This is a genomic window from Bordetella sp. N (genome assembly GCF_001433395.1).
Taxonomy (GTDB): Bacteria; Pseudomonadota; Gammaproteobacteria; order Burkholderiales; family Burkholderiaceae_B; genus Bordetella_C.
Genome location: NZ_CP013111.1, coordinates 1,051,986 through 1,070,260 on the forward strand (window position 1 = coordinate 1,051,986; position 18,275 = coordinate 1,070,260).

General features: G+C 59.9%; 14 protein-coding genes and 1 pseudogene. 14 read left to right on the forward strand and 1 reads right to left on the reverse strand.

Annotated elements, in window-relative coordinates; translation table 11 throughout:
* Positions 1 to 162 precede the first annotated feature (162 nt).
* The 14 genes and pseudogenes from ASB57_RS04570 to ASB57_RS04635 all read left to right on the forward strand — a co-directional run bounded on the left by ASB57_RS04570 (position 163) and on the right by ASB57_RS04635 (position 17,623).
* Positions 163 to 1,158 (forward strand): tripartite tricarboxylate transporter substrate binding protein, encoded by a 996-nt coding sequence (locus tag ASB57_RS04570; protein ID WP_082621375.1) that lies wholly within the window; start codon positions 163 to 165, stop codon positions 1,156 to 1,158.
* Between the two features lie 20 nt (positions 1,159 to 1,178).
* The gene (locus ASB57_RS04575) at positions 1,179 to 1,733 is read left to right on the forward strand and encodes a tripartite tricarboxylate transporter substrate-binding protein (RefSeq protein WP_057650950.1); all 555 of its coding nucleotides are present in this window, start codon (positions 1,179 to 1,181) and stop codon (positions 1,731 to 1,733) included.
* A gap of 191 nt (positions 1,734 to 1,924) precedes the next feature.
* Positions 1,925 to 3,385, forward strand: coding sequence for an IMP dehydrogenase (gene guaB / locus ASB57_RS04580; RefSeq protein ID WP_057650952.1), 1,461 nt, complete (start codon positions 1,925 to 1,927; stop codon positions 3,383 to 3,385).
* Positions 3,386 to 3,536: 151 nt separating this feature from the next.
* The gene (gene guaA, locus ASB57_RS04585) at positions 3,537 to 5,129 is read left to right on the forward strand and encodes a glutamine-hydrolyzing GMP synthase (protein ID WP_057650953.1); all 1,593 of its coding nucleotides are present in this window, start codon (positions 3,537 to 3,539) and stop codon (positions 5,127 to 5,129) included.
* A gap of 209 nt (positions 5,130 to 5,338) precedes the next feature.
* Positions 5,339 to 6,160, forward strand: a pseudogene (locus ASB57_RS04590) (TrbI/VirB10 family protein); the annotation flags it as partial.
* Positions 6,157 to 6,378, forward strand: a complete 222-nt coding sequence (locus tag ASB57_RS04595; protein ID WP_057650955.1) for a DUF2274 domain-containing protein — start codon at positions 6,157 to 6,159, stop codon at positions 6,376 to 6,378. The pseudogene ASB57_RS04590 and the gene ASB57_RS04595, both read left to right, overlap by 4 nt.
* 93 nt (positions 6,379 to 6,471) lie before the next feature.
* Complete coding sequence (locus ASB57_RS04600) at positions 6,472 to 6,798, forward strand: helix-turn-helix domain-containing protein (protein WP_057650956.1); 327 nt, start codon at positions 6,472 to 6,474, stop codon at positions 6,796 to 6,798.
* 26 nt (positions 6,799 to 6,824) lie between these two features.
* Complete coding sequence (locus ASB57_RS04605; RefSeq protein WP_057650958.1) at positions 6,825 to 7,817, forward strand: restriction endonuclease; 993 nt, start codon at positions 6,825 to 6,827, stop codon at positions 7,815 to 7,817.
* A gap of 26 nt (positions 7,818 to 7,843) precedes the next feature.
* Positions 7,844 to 9,973, forward strand: a complete 2,130-nt coding sequence (locus ASB57_RS04610; protein ID WP_057650960.1) for a class I SAM-dependent DNA methyltransferase — start codon at positions 7,844 to 7,846, stop codon at positions 9,971 to 9,973.
* Positions 9,973 to 11,247, forward strand: a complete 1,275-nt coding sequence (locus ASB57_RS04615; protein WP_057650962.1) for a restriction endonuclease subunit S — start codon at positions 9,973 to 9,975, stop codon at positions 11,245 to 11,247. Before ASB57_RS04610 ends, ASB57_RS04615 begins: the two co-directional genes overlap by 1 nt.
* Positions 11,244 to 12,557, forward strand: coding sequence for an AAA family ATPase (locus ASB57_RS04620; protein WP_057650964.1), 1,314 nt, complete (start codon positions 11,244 to 11,246; stop codon positions 12,555 to 12,557). Before ASB57_RS04615 ends, ASB57_RS04620 begins: the two co-directional genes overlap by 4 nt.
* A gap of 36 nt (positions 12,558 to 12,593) precedes the next feature.
* The gene (locus ASB57_RS04625; protein ID WP_231755337.1) at positions 12,594 to 13,187 is read left to right on the forward strand and encodes a TIGR02646 family protein; all 594 of its coding nucleotides are present in this window, start codon (positions 12,594 to 12,596) and stop codon (positions 13,185 to 13,187) included.
* Complete coding sequence (locus ASB57_RS04630) at positions 13,184 to 16,207, forward strand: type I restriction endonuclease subunit R (protein WP_057650967.1); 3,024 nt, start codon at positions 13,184 to 13,186, stop codon at positions 16,205 to 16,207. Before ASB57_RS04625 ends, ASB57_RS04630 begins: the two co-directional genes overlap by 4 nt.
* A gap of 1,134 nt (positions 16,208 to 17,341) precedes the next feature.
* Positions 17,342 to 17,623 carry a helix-turn-helix domain-containing protein gene (locus tag ASB57_RS04635; RefSeq protein WP_369822865.1) on the forward strand — a complete coding sequence of 94 codons (282 nt, stop codon included), beginning with the start codon at positions 17,342 to 17,344 and terminating at the stop codon, positions 17,621 to 17,623.
* Between the two features lie 13 nt (positions 17,624 to 17,636).
* On the opposite strand, the gene ASB57_RS04640 is transcribed toward ASB57_RS04635, so the two are convergent.
* A complete protein-coding gene (locus tag ASB57_RS04640; RefSeq protein ID WP_057650969.1) occupies positions 17,637 to 18,206 on the reverse strand; it encodes a hypothetical protein in 570 nt (189 codons plus the stop codon).
* Positions 18,207 to 18,275: the final 69 nt, after the last annotated feature.

Genomic DNA, 18,275 nt, shown 5'->3' on the forward strand with positions numbered 1-18,275 from the left:
GGTCATTGTGTCGCTTGTGTTGGCAACACATGACGGCATTAGTCGACGGAGGGTGCTGAGCGTTCCCTGCGGAACCTATGTTCGTGAGGCTTCACTCAGGCGATAGCTGTCGCGTCCCGCAGGTGATGTTCGTTTCTACTTCCGGTAGGTAGGAGAGTGAAGATGGGCCTGAGCAGACTTGAAGTTAGTTTGTCGATTGCTGCGGGATGCACCATCCCGCTCGTTTCTCTTGCTGCAAATACGGGGGTCGAGGTGTATCCGATTCGTCCTATAAGGCTCGTAGTGGGGCAACCGCCGGGTGATGGTGTCGACATGGTCGCGCGTCATCTGGCGACAGCGATGTCCCAGGATCTAGGTCAGAAGGTCGTCGTTGAGAATAGGCCCGGTGCCGCGGGCAACATCGCCGCTGCGGCGGTATCGCAGGAAAACGCGGATGGCTACTTGTTCTTTCTTGCCGCGCGTCCCGTGATTCTGCATAAGAAGATGTACAGGGACATTAAGTACGATTTTGCGACAGATTTCGTTGCTGTTGGCATGGCTGCGCGCTTCCCCTACGTCCTGGTCATGGGAAAGCATGTTGATGCAGCATCGCTGCAAGAAGCAGTCGCATTTGCCAAGTTAAACCCCGAGAAGCTGACCTGCGGTTCTGGCGGCATAGGATCCACTACTCATCTCTTATGTGAGATGGTCCGCGATAGCGCTGGCTTGCCCTGGATGCATATTCCATACACCGGGGACTCGCCCGCGCTGATGGATGTAATCGGGGGGAGATCCGACTTTTGCATCGTTACTGCACCGTCCGTGTTGCCGTTCATTGCGACGGGTGCCGTGCGTGCCATGGCAGTCTTTTCAGACGTCCGGATGGCGAAAATTCCGGAGATTCCCACTATTTCCGAATTTGGATTCAGGGGAGGTGACGCCCAAGGCTGGGTTGCCATCATGGCGCCCGCGGGAACGCCGTTGCACGCCATCACGCGGGTGAACAAGGCCATCAACAAGGCGCTTTCCAGCAAGAAAATACAGAAGCAACTTGTCGAGTTCGGCTATGTGATGCCTCCATCAGATAACACGCCAGAGGCGCTTGAACTGTTTCTTGAAGATGAAACCGAGCGGTGGACCGCGATCTTGGATGCACAGCAGATCAATGGAATCCAATAGTCAACCCTTCTAAGGAGAAGATGGTGAACGTTTATCCAGATCGTCCGATAACCCTGGTAGTCGGCCTCCCTTCAGGCGACACCTCCGATGCCATCGCCCATGAACTGGCGCTGCATATTTCGCAGCAACTGGGCCAGAGGATCATCGTCGAGAACCGTTCAGCCGTAGCGGGCAATATCGGCGCCGACTCGGTCGCGAAATCCACCCCCGACGGCTACACCCTGTACCTGGCGGTACGACCAGTACCCCCGCACGAAGCCATGCGCGAGCACATCGAATATGACCTCTCGCGAGCATTCGTCCCCGTCGGCATGGTTCTCAAATCGAACACGCAGGCCCACGGCTGGTGCGCGGTGCTGGCGCCCAAGGGCGTTCCAGCGTATGTACTGAACCGCTTGAACCACGGCATCAATTCAGCTCTTTCGACCGATGACGCCCGCAACAAGCTTGTGCGGCTGGGTTTCGATGTTCCTCCGGCGGCGAATACACCGGAGATGCTGGGGGACTTCCTGGAAGAAGACACCAGGAAGTGGACAGGCATCCTGGCGACGCACCAGATACTCGGGCTTCAGTAGCCGTCCAGGACGCGTCCGGTCAGGCCGGGAAGGGCGCATGCCCGAATATCGGGGACGCATCGTGGCCATGCTCATCGCTAAAGTGTCTCGTCGATGCCAAATTTCCCATGCCGTATAGCTATTCTTAATGGTAAACACCTAGTAAATAAGCTTAGAACGCGTATAATTTTGCTTTGCGCCCGGAGCTTCCCATGCGTCTCATCAAAACCGCGCTCACCTTCGACGACGTCCTGTTGGTGCCCGCGTACTCGAATGTATTGCCGCGCGATACATCTCTGCAGACTCGCCTCAGCCGTAACATCTCCCTGAATATCCCGCTCGTGTCCGCCGCCATGGATACCGTGACGGAGTCGCGCCTGGCGATTGCCATGGCCCAGGAAGGTGGCATCGGCATCATCCACAAGAATCTGACCGCCGACGAGCAAGCCCGTGAAGTGGCGCGCGTGAAGCGCCATGAATTCGGTATCGTCATCGATCCGGTCACGGTCACTCCCCAGATGAAGGTGCGTGATGCGATCGCGCTCCAGCAGCAGCATGGCATTTCCGGGCTGCCGGTCGTGGAAGGGCGCAAGGTTGTCGGTATCGTCACCAACCGCGATCTGCGTTTCGAAGCCCGTCTGGACGAGCCGGTCCGCAACGTCATGACCCCGCAAGAGCGGCTGGTCACGATGCGTGAAGGCGCGACCCTGGAAGAAGCGCAGCAACTGATGCACAAGCACCGCCTGGAGCGCGTGCTGATCGTCAATGACCGCTTCGAGCTGCGTGGCCTGGCCACCGTCAAGGATATCGTCAAGAACACTGCTCACCCGCAAGCCAACAAGGATGCCCAGGGCCAGTTGCGCGTTGGCGCGGCGGTAGGCGTCGGCGGCAATACGGAAGAACGTGTCGAAAAGTTGGTCGCCGCGGGTGTGGACGTGATCGTGGTCGATACCGCGCACGGCCACTCGGCAGGCGTGCTGGAAGGCGTGCGTTGGGTGAAGCAGAACTATCCCAAGGTCGACGTCATTGGCGGCAACATCGCCACGGCGGCCGCGGCACGGGCGCTGGTCGAACATGGCGCTGACGGCGTCAAAGTAGGTATCGGCCCCGGTTCCATCTGCACCACGCGTGTGGTGGCGGGTGTGGGCGTGCCCCAGATCACGGCGATTTCCGATGTGGCGGAAGCTCTCGAGGGCACGGGCGTGCCGCTGATCGCTGACGGCGGTATCCGTTATTCCGGTGACGTCGCCAAGGCCCTGGCGGCCGGCGCTTACGCTTGCATGATGGGCGGCATGTTTGCCGGTACCGACGAAGCGCCTGGTGAAGTGGTGCTGTTCCAGGGCCGTTCGTACAAGTCTTATCGCGGCATGGGCAGCCTGGGCGCGATGACCGATGGCTCGGCCGATCGCTATTTCCAGGATCCCGCCAACAACGCCGACAAGCTGGTGCCGGAAGGCATTGAAGGCCGCGTGCCTTACAAGGGCAGCGTGTTGCAGATCCTGTATCAGCTGGCCGGCGGCGTGCGTGCTTCCATGGGTTATTCCGGCTGCTCTTCGATCGACGAAATGCGGACCAAGACCGAATTCGTGCAGATCACGTCGGCCGGTTTCCGCGAATCGCACGTGCATGATGTGCAGATCACCAAGGAAGCTCCGAACTACCGCGCCGACTGATCTTCGGCGTAAGGCCTAGCGGCCAACGCGCACCGGTGGAGGTTTTCCTCCCGCCGGTGCGCTTTTGCTTATAGTGCCGTCTTATTATTTTTCGTTTTCAGCCATTGGCCGGCGTTTTCAAGCGCCGGCGTCTATTCAGCCAGAGCCCACTATGCACCAGCGCATCCTTATTCTCGATTACGGTTCACAGGTCACCCAGCTGATCGCGCGCCGCGTCCGCGAAGCCGGCGTGTACTGCGAGATTCATCCGGGAGACGTGAACGACGAATTCGTGCGCGGCCAGGTGGCGCAGGGTTTGAAGGGCATCATCCTGTCCGGCAGCCATGCATCCGCTTACGATGAAGCGTCGATGCGCGTGCCGGCGTCGGTGTTCGAATTGGGTGTGCCGGTGCTGGGTATTTGCTACGGCATGCAGAGCATGGCGCAGCAATTGGGCGGCAAGGTCGAGTGGTCGGATCATCGCGAATTCGGCTATGCCGAGGTTCGTGCCCATGGCCATACTCGCCTGCTGGAAGGCATCGAGGACTTCAACACGCCCGAAGGCCACGGCATGCTCAAGGTCTGGATGAGCCACGGTGACAAGGTCACCGCGCTGCCGCCGGGTTTCAAGCTGATGGCGTCCACGCCTTCGTGTCCCATCGCCGGCATGGCTGATGAGTCGCGTGGTTTTTATGCCGTGCAATTCCACCCGGAAGTCACGCATACCATCCAGGGCAAGGCGCTGCTGGGTCGTTTCGTCAACGAGATCTGCGGATGCTCGGGTGACTGGAACATGCCGGATTACGTGTCGGAAGCCGTTGCCCGCATACGCGAGCAGGTGGGTGAGGACGAGGTCATTCTGGGTCTGTCCGGCGGCGTCGATTCGTCCGTGGCGGCCGCGCTGATTCACAAGGCGATCGGCGACAAGCTGACCTGCGTGTTTGTCGATCATGGCCTGTTGCGTCTGGATGAAGGCAAGCAGGTCATGCAGACCTTCGCCGAAAACATGGGCGTGAAGATCATTCATGTCGACGCCACCGAGCAGTTCATGGGCAAGCTGGCGGGTGTCAGCGATCCTGAAGCCAAGCGCAAGATCATCGGCCGTGAGTTCGTCGAGGTTTTCCAGGCCGAGGCGGGCAAGCTGAAGGCTGCCAAGTGGCTGGCGCAGGGCACCATTTATCCGGACGTGATCGAGTCGGCCGGCGCCAAGACCGGCAAGGCCGTGGCGATCAAGTCGCACCACAACGTGGGTGGCTTGCCGGACACGCTGAATCTGAAGTTGCTGGAGCCGCTGCGTGAACTGTTCAAGGACGAAGTCCGTGAACTGGGCGTGGCCCTGGGTCTGCCGCCTGGCATGGTTTATCGCCATCCGTTCCCCGGCCCGGGCTTGGGTGTGCGAATTCTGGGTGAAGTGAAGACCGAGTATGCGGACCTGCTGCGTCGCGCGGATGCGATTTTCATCGACGAGCTGCGTAGCACGCTGGATTCGGTGAGCGGCAAGTCCTGGTACGACCTGACGTCGCAGGCGTTTGCCGTATTCCTGCCGGTGAAGTCGGTGGGCGTGATGGGCGATGGCCGCACGTACGATTACGTCGTCGCGCTGCGCGCGGTGCAGACGTCGGACTTCATGACGGCCGACTGGGCGCCGCTGCCGTATCCCTTGCTGGCCAAGGTCAGCGGGCGGATCATCAACGAGGTGCGCGGCATCAATCGGGTGGTTTACGACGTGAGCAGCAAGCCGCCGGCGACGATTGAGTGGGAGTGATGGAGCGTCTTTCGGAGGCTATCGCCAGGCAAGGGCGGAAGTGACTTAACTTGTTGATCTTCAAAAGATAAGTTGCGTTCTCTGTCTGTGGCTATCGCCGGCCAACAGAACGGGTCGGCGACAGAACTGACGCTAAGCCCAGAGGTCGGATCCAGACCTTCCCGTTTACTACTGAGACCGAACCGGTCTTTGACAGTAAGAAAATCCTGAGGACCGGCACCCAGCAGGCCGCGCCAGTGGCGCAGTCGCTGGTGGCCGCCGCTCCGGGCTTCGCCACCAATGCGGCCTTCGCCCCGATGGCGGCCGGGCCGGCTTCGACCGCGGCCCAGCCCGCCGACCCGACGGCCGTGCAGAACAGGCAAGACGAGAAAGAGGCGTTCCAGCAAGCCGGAACCACGGAAACGCATAATTCCGGCAACCTGCAAATGCCGGCATCGCCGTATCAGGTGATGGCCGGAACGGTGGTCGCCGGGGCGCTGGTCACGGGCATCAAGTCGGACTTGCCCGGCGACGTGATCGCCACAGTGACGGAGCTGGCCTATGACACGGCCACCGAGCGCTTCCTGTTGGATTCCGTGGGGTTCGCGCATCCTCGGCCGCTACAACAGTCAGGTCAGCTACGGGCAGAGCCGCGTTCAAGTCGTCTGGAACCGGATCATGCTGCTCGATACGTCTTCGCTCACGCTCGACAACCTAGCCGGTACTGACCCGGTCGGGTACGTCGGCCTGGAGGATGGCATCGATCGGCATTGGGATCGCATCTTCGCCGGTGCGGTGCTGACCCCGCTGCGGGGCGTCGGCGCCGAACTGGCCGCGCCGGAGAACCGGCAAGGCGGCGATCGCATCATCGTCGCCGGGCGACAGCACGCAGGACAGTATCAATCAGGTCGGCCAGGAGATGACCTGGCGCAACCTCAACATCCAGCCCGCCTTGACCAACGGCCGTGCCTACTGGTTCGCATCATGCCAACCGCGACTTAGTGCTGCGGCCGTACCAGCCGTTGCTCTTCAATAGGGGGGCTTCACGATGAGCACGATTAAGAAGCTGCGGCTCGGGCCGCTGCCAAAGACCGAGAGCATCAAGCTGACCTTTGCCTGCCCGGCCAGCCCGAAAGCCGACCTCGACCGCAACGCCGCGCTGCATGCGCAGGCGTATGGCGAGACGGTCGATGCCGTGACGCTGATCCCGCACATGCTGGAAGCGTTCAGCGTCGGAGACCGGGGATTCAAAATACTGCTGGGAAAGTGAGGCCTGGCAAGGGTAGTGCAAGGCGCGTCCTGAAGTCGACGATGATTATCACACACTGATACAATAGTTCAGAAGCATATCTCGGGATTCATCATGAAACGGTGCATCGTCGGCGTTCAGCGACCAGATGGCGCGAATTCTCATCGCCCTGCCGGGGATGAGACGCCGCAGATATGGTTCAGTTCGTTGGCGTCGCTTGCTGCCGTGCTCTCAGATGACAACCGGCGCTTGCTGCGCCTAATCCACGAGAAGCAGCCGAAGTCACTAACAGAATTGGCTGAGCTCAGCGGTCGAAAGGTCCCGAATTTATCTCGTACCTTGCGTCTGATGGCAGATTACGGCCTGGTGTCGTTGCAGCGCAATTTCCGGGATGTCCAACCAACCGCACTGGCGACTGAGTTCATGGTCGTGTTGGACTGATGGGTATGAAAATGAGAGGGAACACGATGGCCAGGATGTGGATGGTACGCGGCGAAGGTGGCAGTCTGTACGAGGCCTTTCGGGAGCGCGGCGTTGCAGCCGTGGGCTGGAATCAGTTGGCCGCACATGCCAAGCCTGGAGTCGGACGTAAACAGTTGATCGCTCTGTATCAGTCCCTCGAACCCCAGGCAAAACAAGGGACGGTTATCTCGGGCGCATCTCAAGTCTGGCGGTTCGTCAATGACATACAGGATGGTGATTGGGTCGTCACCTATTCGCCCGCTAATCGACTGTACTCAATTGGCAAGGTCGCCGGTCCGGCCGAGCACCACCCCGAGTGGTGTGAGCAAGGCATGCCGATGGTACGCAAGGTGCAGTGGCAAGGGCAGGAACTGCCGCGCGACAACTTGGGCACCAGCACCAAAAACAGCCTGGGTTCGACCCTGACCCTATTCGAGGTGCCGTCCAACGCGGCAGCCGAAGTGCTGGCCGCGCTGAAGGGTAAGCCGGCGCCAGCAGTGGAAGATGAAACTGAAGAAGTCATCGCCGACCCACTAGCCGATATTGAATCGCAGGCACTGGAACGCATCAAGGATCGGGTCAACGAACTGGACTGGGATGACATGCAGCAGCTAGTTGCCGGCATCTTGCGCGCCATGGGCTACAAGACCCAGGTCTCGCCGCCTGGCTCCGACCGTGGGAAGGACATCGTGGCGTCGCCGGACGGCTTCGGCTTCGAACATCCGCGCATCGTCGTGGAGGTCAAGCATCGCAAGGGACAGATGGGAAGCCAGGAGATTCGCAGCTTTCTCGGCGGCCGCCATAAGGATGATCGCGGGCTATATGTCAGCACGGGCGGTTTTACCAAGGACGCCCAATATGAAGCTGACCGCGCCTCCATCCCGCTGGCGATGTGGACACTGGATCATGTGGTCCGCGCCCTAGTCGAGCACTACGACGCGACCGACGCCGAAACCAAGCGGATCGTGCCGTTGAAACGGTTGTACTGGCCGGCCTAACCTAAAAAGAAGATGGTTCAATAACAATGAGCGTTAACTTTCAACAACTCGCCAATTTCATCTGGTCGGTGGCCGACCTACTGCGCGGCCCTTACCGTCCGCCACAGTATGAGCGCGTCATGCTGCCGCTCACCGTGCTACGCCGCTTCGATGCCGTGCTGGCGCCGAGCAAGGGGGGCGTGCTCAAGCGGTACGAGCAACTCAAGGCGAAGAATATCCCGAACATCGACGCCATCCTCAACAACCTTGCCAAGGATGAGGACGGCACCCCGCTGGGTTTTCATAACCACAGCCAGCTTGACTTCCAAAAGCTCAAGGGCGACCCCGATAACATCGGTCGCCACTTGGCCGACTACATCGCCGGCTTCTCAGAGAACGTCCGCAAGATCTTCGAGCGCTTCGAGTTCGACAAGGAGATGGAGAAGCTCGAAGAGTCCAACCGTCTCTACCAGGTGGTGTCCCAGTTCGCCGAGATCGACCTGCACCCTAAGCGGGTGGACAACATCACCATGGGGCTGGTGTTCGAAGACCTGATCCGGCGCTTCAACGAAGCCGCCAACGAAACGGCGGGCGATCACTTCACCCCGCGCGAAGTGATCCAGCTCATGGTCAACCTGCTGCTGGAACCCGACACCAGCGTGCTCACCCAGGCCGGCGTCATCGTCACCATCTGCGACCCGGCCTGCGGTACTGGCGGCATGCTGGCCGAGGCGCAGAACTGGATTCGCGCCCACAACGAGCAGGCCACTGTCAAGGTCTTCGGGCAGGACTACAACCCACGCTCCTATGCCGTTGCTGCCTCCGATCTCTTGATCAAAGGCCACAAGGACGGCCAGGTGGTGCTGGGCAACACCCTCACCGACGACCCCTTTCCGGAGCAGCGCTTCGACTACCTGCTGGCCAACCCGCCCTTCGGCGTGGACTGGAAGGCTGAGAAAAAGGTTATCGACCGCTGGCCTAACTTCCGTGGCTACAGCGGCAAGCTGCCACGCATCAACGACGGCGCCCTGTTGTTCCTGCTCTACATGATGAGCAAGTTCCAAGACTACAAGCCTGGAAGCCGCGACAAGCCTGGCTCGCGAACGGCCGTCGTCTTCAATGGCTCGCCGCTGTTCACCGGCGGTGCGGGCAGCGGCGAGAGCGACATCCGTCGCTGGATCATCGAACGTGACCAGCTGGAGGCCATCGTCGCCTTGCCCGAGCAGATGTTCTACAACACGGGTATCGGCACCTTCATCTGGGTGGTCACCAATCGCAAGGCCGCGCACCGCAAGGGCAAGATCCAGCTCATCGATGCCCGCGAACGCTACACACCAATGAAGCGTAGCCTGGGCGACAAGCGCCGCTACCTCGACCAGGCTGCGCTTGACGACGTCACCCGCGAACACGGCGCGCTAGAAGACAGCAATACCAGCCGCGTCTTCGACAACGCCGACTTCGGGTACCGCCGCATCACAGTGCTGCGCCCGCTGCGTCTGCGTTTCCAGATCACCGATGAGATGCGCGAGCGCTTCCTCAACGTCTGCCCAGAGCTGTTCGACGCGCTGCAGGCTGTGCAGGAAGACCTCGGCACCGAGCCGCTGCAGGACTGGAACCAGGCCTGGGACGCCGTGCAGCAGGTATTCAAGGCGCTGCCCGACAACATCGAGGGCTGGGCCAAGGGCGCCAAGGGCTCCGCGCAAAAAAAAATCTTCCGCGACTGCTTCACCGTGGTCGATCCCGAGGCCGAGCCCGTCATCGACAAGCACCACAAGATCGAGCCGCTCGACTGTGCCGCTCTGTTCCCCGGGCAGACGCACACCGCCGACTTCGGCAAGGATAATCTGTACGAGTTGCTGGGCCTGCACGCCGACGGCAAGGGAAAACACGTCGAGTACGAGCCTGACCCGGCGCTCAAGGATGCCGAGAACATCCCGCTGAAAGAGGACATCGTCAGCTACGTGCTGCGCGAGGTGCGGACCTACGTGCCGGATGCCTGGATTGACCGCGCCGCGCTGGACGAGCAGGACGGCGGCATCGGCAAGGTGGGCTACGAGATCAACTTCAACCGCGTGTTCTTCCAGTACCAGCCGCCACGCCCGCTGCATGAGATCGATGCGGAGATTGCGGAAGTTGAGAAGCGGATTCTCGATTTGCTGCGGGAGGTCACGAAGTGATGCCGTCTGGTCCGTTCCCTGATAGACGCCTGAAGTTCGCCGCGACGATCAACGACGAGGCGCTATCAGAGTCAACCGACTCTGATTTCGAGTTGGCTTATATCGACATCGGCAACGTCGATTCCCAAGGGCGAGTTCACGATGTCGTTAACTACCGCTTTGAGGATGCGCCCAGCCGGGCTCGTCGCATCGTGCGTGATGGTGATGTCATCATCTCGACCGTTCGCACCTACCTCCAAGCCATAGCGCCAGTCGACAATCCACCGGACAACTTGATTGTCTCGACGGGATTTGCCGTTGTCAGGCCATCGAACTTGCTCGACCAGCGATTCTGCAAGTACGCCCTTCGTGCAAACCGATTCCTGTGGGAGGTCAAAAGCAGATCGACTGGCGTCAGTTATCCGGCAATCAACGCCTCTGATTTGGGCGGCATCAAAGTGCGCTTGCCGGAATTGGACGTTCAGCGTCGTATTGCCAACTACCTCGACCGCGAAACCGCCCGCATCGACGGATTGATCGCCGAGAAGGAGCGCATGCTGGTGCTATTGGAGGAAAAACGCGCCGCCCTCATCAGCCGCGTCGTCACCCGCGGCCTCGACCCCAACCTCCCGCTCAAATCCTACGGCCAGGAATGGCTGGGCGAGATTCCGGCGCATTGGGGTTTGCAACGCCTAAAGCAGCTTGCCGAGGTGCGAGGCGGATTGACACTAGGCAAGCAGTACTCAGGGGAATTGCTGGAGTACCCCTACCTACGTGTCGCAAACGTACAGGATGGGTACCTTAAGCTGGACGACGTACTGACAGTTGAGGTGCCCGCCTCAGAGGCCGCATCGAACCTTCTGGTATATGGCGATGTGTTGATGAACGAGGGAGGTGACATCGACAAGCTCGGCAGGGGCTGTGTTTGGCGAGACGAGATTTCGCCTTGCCTCCATCAGAACCACGTCTTTGCTGTCAGGCCACATTCTGTTGATTCCGATTGGCTCGCGCTCTGGACATCGACGATCCATGCAAAGCGCTATTTCGAGAGCCGCGCTAAGCGGTCGACCAATCTTGCTTCCATATCTGGATCGAACATCAAGGAGCTTCCCGTTCCCTTGCCACCGGTAAGCGAGCAGCTCGCAATCCAAAATTTCCTGGCAGTCAGACATTCGCGGCTTGAGATGCTCCGCGGCCAACTGCGAAACTCGCTGCGCCTGCTTATCGAACGCCGCGCGGCGCTGATCACGGCCGGAGTGACCGGCCGGAGTCCGCTGGAGGAGCTAGCCGGATGAAGCTGGAATCCCTATCCCTCGCACACTGCGGCGGCTTCGAGCAGCTCGACATCGCCTTCGAGCCGGATGTGACGCTGATCGCGGGCGTCAACGGCGTAGGAAAGTCCACCGTGCTGCATGCGCTGGCGGTGCTGCTGTCAAGGGCAATGCCGGAGTTCACGCCCTCGCGTTCGGCGCCGCTGTACTTCACCGATGACGACATCCACCGTGACAAGGGCTCGCTGGAGGTGTCCGCACGCATCCAGATCGACGGCCAGATCATCAATGCCGGCGTGCAGCGCTTGCGCGCGGCGGACGATAAGGGCGACCGCTTCATGCTGCTGCGGCAGGCGAAAGCTGCCACCGACGACACCGATTTCGCCCACGCGTTGAGCACCCGCACGCTGACCGGTGAGCTGGAGGCCGGCATCAAGGAAACCCGCGCCGCGCTAGCGATCCTGAAGAATTCTTCCCATCCGCCATTGGCGGTGTATTTCTCGCCCAAGCGCCAGTTGCCCGGCCAGCCACGCAGCCTGCCGGAGGCAAAGCCCTTCGACCCGTCCATCGCCTATAGCCGCGCCCTGCACGACCGCGAAGTAGAGCTGCGCGAGTTCATGCACTGGTTCCGTACCCAGGAGAAGCTGGGCGCGGCCGATGAGCCGCGCCGGTTCAAGGTGCTGGACGCATTGCGCGCCGTGGTGGTTGAACTCCTGCCCGAGTTCGGCAACCTGCGCATCCAGGAACAACCGCGACTTGGCTTCGTGGTGGACAAACGCGGGCAGCCCTTCTATCTGCACCAGCTTTCCGATGGCGAACGCGGCCTGCTGGCCCTGGTGTTCGATCTCACCCGACGCCTGGCCATCGCCAACCCAGAGAGTGACAACCCCATCGCCGAGGGCGTGGGGCTGGTGTTCATCGACGAGATCGAGCTGCACCTGCATCCCAAGTGGCAGCGCGATGTCCTGCAGCGCCTGCGAGACATATTTAAGGCCTGCCAGTTCGTGGTGACTACCCATTCGCCCCTGGTGCTGGGCGAGGTGCCGGCGCGCTGCGTGCGCTTCCTCGAATTCGTGAACGGCAAAGTGGGCGTAACCGTGCCCGCCGAGGCCTATGGCATGGACGCCAATCGCATCCTGCAGGAGTTCATGGGCGCCCCGGTGCGAAACCGGCAGGTGGACGGCGAGCTGAAGGCGCTTTTCGAACTGATCGACCAGGAGTGTTTCAACGCGGCGCGTGCCGCCATTGCGGCCCTCGAACGCAAGCTGGGCGAGGACGAGCCCGAGCTGACCCGGGCCAGTTCGCTGATCCGCTTTCTGGAGGGCGCCGAGTAGATGCGGACCATCCAGAAGGGGCCGGAGCCCGCGACCTTGACCCAGCATCGCCAGCAGCCGCATGCCGACTACGACAATTACGCCGACAAGGCGACTTTGCGGCAGGCGCTGGTGGCCGAGCAGCGTGGCCTGTGCTGCTACTGCCAGTCGCGCATCCGGGCCACGCCCAAGGGCATGAAGATCGAGCACTGGCAATGTCAGGCCAGCTACCCTGGGCGGCAGCTCGATTTTGGCAATCTGCACGGCGCCTGTCTGGGTGGGCACGGCCGTCCCGAACGCGAGCAGCATTGCGATACGCGCAAGGGCAATGACGGCCTTTGCTTCAGCGTGTGCGACCCGCCGCACCCCATCGAGCACAAGATTCGCTTTTTAGGCGATGGCACCATCAAGGCAGACGATGCCGCCATCGAAGAAGCCCTCAACGCGGTGCTCAACCTGAACCTGCCGCGCCTGGTGAGCAATCGCAAGGCGGTGCTCGCAGCGTTTCAGCAGCGCTTGCAGGACGGCCGCCGCGTTGATCCGGCGCGTGAGCTACTCAAGTGGGATGGCAGCGAACCCGGCGACCTGCCCGAGTTCGCACAGGTGGTCGTCTATTGGCTAAGAAAGAAACAAGCGAGGGCCGCCGTATGAAGCGCACCAGCGAAGTCGCATTCGAAACCGCCATCGAGGCGGTCTTGCTGAGTGAGGGATATACGCGGGTCGATGCCAGAGGTTTCGACCGCGAGCGCGCGATTTTCCTCGATGAGGCGGTGGCCTTCATCCGTGCCACCCAGGACAAGGTTTGGGAGAAGCTGGAAGCCCTGCACGGCGAGCAGACCGGTGCGCGCGTGCTGGAGTCGCTATGCAAGTGGCTGGATACCTATGGCGCCCTGGCCACGCTGCGCCACGGTTTCAAATGCTTCGGGCGCACACTGCGGATAGCCTTCTTTCGCCCCGCCCACGGCCTGAACCCGGAGCTGGAGGCGCGCTACCAGGCCAACCGGCTGGGTCTGACCCGCCAATTGCATTTCAGCCCGAAGTCTGAGAAGTCTCTGGATGTGGTGTTGTCGGTCAACGGCATTCCGGTGGTGACGCTGGAACTCAAGAACCCCTTGAGCGGCCAGACGGCGGCGAATGCCATCCACCAGTACCGCCACGACCGCGATTCGCGTGAACCAATCTTCGAGTTCACCAAGCGCGCGCTGGTGCACTTCGCTGTAGACACTGAAGAAGCGCACATGGCCACGCGCTTGGCCGGTACATCTACCTACTTCCTGCCGTTCAACCGGGGCATGGACGGTGGTGCTGGTAACCCGCCCGATCGTGAAGGGCGCAACTACAAGACAGCCTACCTGTGGGAAGAGGTGCTACAGCGCGACAGCCTGCTCGATTTGCTCGCCCGCTTCCTGCATCTCGATGTGGAAGAAAAGACCACTGACGTCGGTAAGAAGGTGCGCAAGGAAAGTTTGATCTTTCCGCGTTACCACCAGTTGCAGGCTGTACGTCGGATGGTGGCGGCCGCCGCTAGTGAGGGCGTGGGGCATAACTACTTGGTCGAGCATTCGGCCGGCAGCGGCAAGAGCAACACGATTGCCTGGCTGGCGCACCGCCTGTCTAGCCTGCACAACGAGCGCGACGAGCGACTGTTTGACAGCGTGGTGGTCATCACCGACCGCGTGGTGCTCGACCGCCAGTTGCAGAACACCATCTACCAGTTTGATCACCGCCAGGGCGTTGTGCAGAAGATCGACGAGGACTCGCGTCAGCTCGCCGAAGCGCTGGAAGCCGGCGTGCCGATCATCATCACCACGCTGCAAAAATTTCCGTTCGTATCCGGGCAACTAGCCAAGCTTCGTGAGGAGCGTGGCGAAGGCAGCAAGAGCCATCTGCCCACGCGCAAGTACGCTGTAATCATCGACGAGGCGCACAGTTCGCAATCGGGTGAGACGGCCACGGAGTTGAAAGATGTGCTGGGCGGTGCCGAACTACGCCGCAAGGCACAAGAGATGGCTGAGGAAGAAGGCGAAGTCGAACTGGAGCGACTGTTCCGTTCCATGGCCAAGAGGGGCTATCAACCGAACATGAGCTTTTTCGCTTTCACCGCCACGCCCAAACACAAGACATTGGCGATCTTTGGCCGGGGCGGCGAGCCCTTCCACCGCTACACCATGCGCCAGGCGATCGAGGAGGGCTTTATCGAGGATGTGCTCAAGAGCTATGTCACCTACAAGACCTATTACAAGCTGATCAAGAAAGCCGAGGACGACCCCAACGTCGAGCGCAAGAAGGCGGCCAAGGCGTTGGCCCGTTTCATGCGGCTGCATCCGCACAATATTGGCCAGAAGACCGAGGTGATGGTCGAGCATTTCCAACACTTCACGCGGCACAAGATCGGCGGCCATGCCAAGGCGATGGTGGTGACCGGCTCGCGACTTGAAGCGGTGCGCTACAAGCAGGAGTTCGACCGCTACATTCAGGAGAAGGGCTACCCCATCAAGAGCCTGGTGGCGTTCTCGGGCACAGTGGAAGACGACAAGATTCCGGAGAAGTCATACACGGAAGTCGAGATGAATGGCGGCCTGAAGGAGAAGGAACTGCCAGACACCTTCGCCAAACCGGAATTCCGCGTGTTGCTGGTGGCCGAGAAATACCAGACCGGCTTCGACCAGCCGTTGTTGCACACCATGTACGTGGACAAGCGGCTGGCGGGCATTCAAGCCGTGCAGACCTTGTCGCGCTTGAACCGAACCCACCCACTCAAGGACGATACCTTCGTGCTCGATTTCGTCAACGATCCCGACGAAGTCCAGGAGGCCTTCCGTCAATACTACGACGGCTCGGTGATGGGCGAGCAGGTCGATCCAGACAAGCTCTACGAGGTGAAAGCCGAGCTGGATGCCTCAGGCATTTACCTGCAAACCGAGATTGTCGAGTTTGCGCATGTGTTCTTTGCGCCGAAGCGCCGCCAGAGCCCTGGTGACCATAAACTGATGAATGCGATTCTTGATCTGGCGGTCGCGCGCTTTGTGCAGTTGCAGAACACCGAAGAAGACGAAGCGGAGTTGTGGCGCAGCAAGTTGCAGGCTTTTCGCAATCTGTACGGTTTCCTGAGCCAGGTGATTCCCTATCAGGACAGCGATCTGGAAAAACTCTTCACCTACCTGCGCCATCTCGCGCTGAAGCTGCCTAAGCGCAAGAGCGGGCCGGGCTATCAGTTCGACGAGGAGGTTGAACTCGATTACTACCGCTTGCAGAAAATCAGCGAAGGCTCGATCAGCCTCAATCAAGGCTATGCCAAACCGCTGGACGGTCCACGAGAGGTGGGCTCAGGCATGGTGCGTGAGGAACCCGTTTCGCTGTCACGCCTTATCGACATCATCAATCAGCGCTTCGGTGGCGAATTGAATGATGCAGATCAATTATTCTTCGATCAGATCACCGAAGCCGCTAGCCAGAACGAGTCCCTGCAGAAGGCAGCAGAGGTCAACTCCCTAGACAAGTTCCAACTCGTATTTCGGCAGGTCCTTGAGTCACTATTTATTGAGCGCATGGAGCTGAATGAGGAACTGTTCACTGATTACATGGGCAAGCCAGAGATGCGGGAGCTGGTGTCCAAGTGGTTGGGTAGCCAAGTTTACGCTCGTCTTTCGGATAGGGCACCGCAGAGCTAAGTGTGCGTTGAGTGAGTGTGTGCCTGGTGAGCGACCGGTTCCTAAGTTAGGATGAGGGGTGATTGACCATAGAGTCGAAAGAGTCGACGCCTCGCTAATCGCTCCATCTCCCGCGCCAGCAAAAGATGTGTATTTCTGACGGTAAAAGCGCCGGTAAGGCTCCATGTCGATCACAGCCAATCCCTCTAACCACGCGGGCTTACGAGCCCCGTTGATGATCGAGTGGGAGTGATTGGTAGTCTTGGACTGACCATCATCTGCTAGTAGGAAGCACCCAAAAGCCCGCATCATTGCGGGTTTTTTTGCGATCTGTTTTCTCAAACTGTCTAGCAATCTTTGGCATCGCTTAGCACTGTTTTTCTTGGCATGATGAATCGCATTAAATGCTCGATGCCATGAGGGCCCGACGATCTGCGGGCGCTGTGCGACGAGGTGAAGGCGCGCGGCGCGCAGGCCACGGCCATCCATATCCGCGATGTCCTGAAAGGTGACATGTAGAGGTGCTCATGTCGTCAAAAACGACATGAGTTTTATACGTGTCGCTATTTTTATGAAATGAGAACATGAGACGCTGACGCGTCGCTAGCAGCGACGTGAGTGATCAGCATCGCCTGGCTGGCGAACTGGGAGCGCTTCCTGCACGACCAAGTCGATTTGGACCCGTTGGTCCGCATGGCCGTGGGTCCTTGGTGGTGGTTTATGAATCTGATGTTTTGACAACTGTGGATGCTCAAAACTCAGGAAAATTAAACCGCTTGCTGGCCGAACTGGGCGATACGCATCTGGTGTCCGGCCGTTGGCTACGCGCGCACGACTACCCCAACAGCCTGGTCGCGCGCTATGTGGGCAGAGGCTGGCTGGTGTCGCCGGTGAGCGGAGCTACATGCGGTGCTAATACTCCAACCATTGGTTGGAGAAATTGGCTGGGCGCGTAAGCAGCTTGTCCTGTCACGCTACAGGAGCTCGCAGAAGCCTTAGTCCGACCTCCGCATGACACGAAAAATGGATGCCTAGCTGCGACTCAGAAATCTGCCAGATATCTGCTTTACAGCTATTTTCCATTTATGTGAATTACAGCTATTTGCCATGCTGCCGACATCTCATCTGCTGATCACGCCCGGTCAACTTGGTGCGATGTTTCAGGCCTCCCGTAAGGCACAGGGGTTGACCCACGCGGCGCTGGCCGCTCGAATCGGCCTGAGTCAGTCGCGAGCCTCTCATCTGGAGTTCAGCGCCCAGGAACCGAGCGTCGAGCAACTTCTTGCATGGTGCGCAGTGTTGGGTCTGGAGTTGGCCGTCGGGACCCGAGGCAGCGCTGCGGTGCCCGTCATGTCGAAGACGGTTGGTGACATGGAGCGTCGATCGCAAAACTCGCACCACTGGTGCGAGAAATTGGCTGGAACCACAGCCTGCTGATCTAAGAATCGAGCTAATACGTCCTGCTATCGATACTGAACCGATAGTTGATATCGACCCGCTCCGTCGGATGGGTGCGTTCCGTTTTCTTCAGGACGAATTCCAGTGCTGGCTCGTAGTCCTCGCCCCTGAGCACTTCTCCACCCAGAATTTCAACGTCATAGATGCCGTTCTCGATTTCGATCTGGGGTCGGCCCGGCTCGCGATAGCGCTGCTGAAGTGCTTCGATGGCGGCATCGGTGAAGGTGTTCATAATCCTCCACGTGAATAGGAGCACTTGGCGATGTTCGATCCTCAGGACATAGCCGCCACGCCGGTGCTGCAGGTGGCTCTCCGGCTTGAGCAATTCCGGCGTTTCGTCCGACAGATTGAAGATGATCGTGTACGGGTAGTTCTCAATCCCGGCCAGGGGGATGACGATGCCGTCCTGCACAGCATTGTCGCCGCTGTCGTTGCTGACGAACTCTGATCCGAGATCGTCGGATAGCGCGTTGTCTTCCTTGTACTTTTTCAGCAGGTAGATATCGCCGATCAGGAAGTAGTCGATCAGGTCGTTGAGGACCTCGGTGAATTCATAACGCATTGGCTTGCTCCTGCACGCTCCGGGGGAGTGTTGTCTTCGTGGCCTAGATGGTAGTGCCAGTTGAGCGTA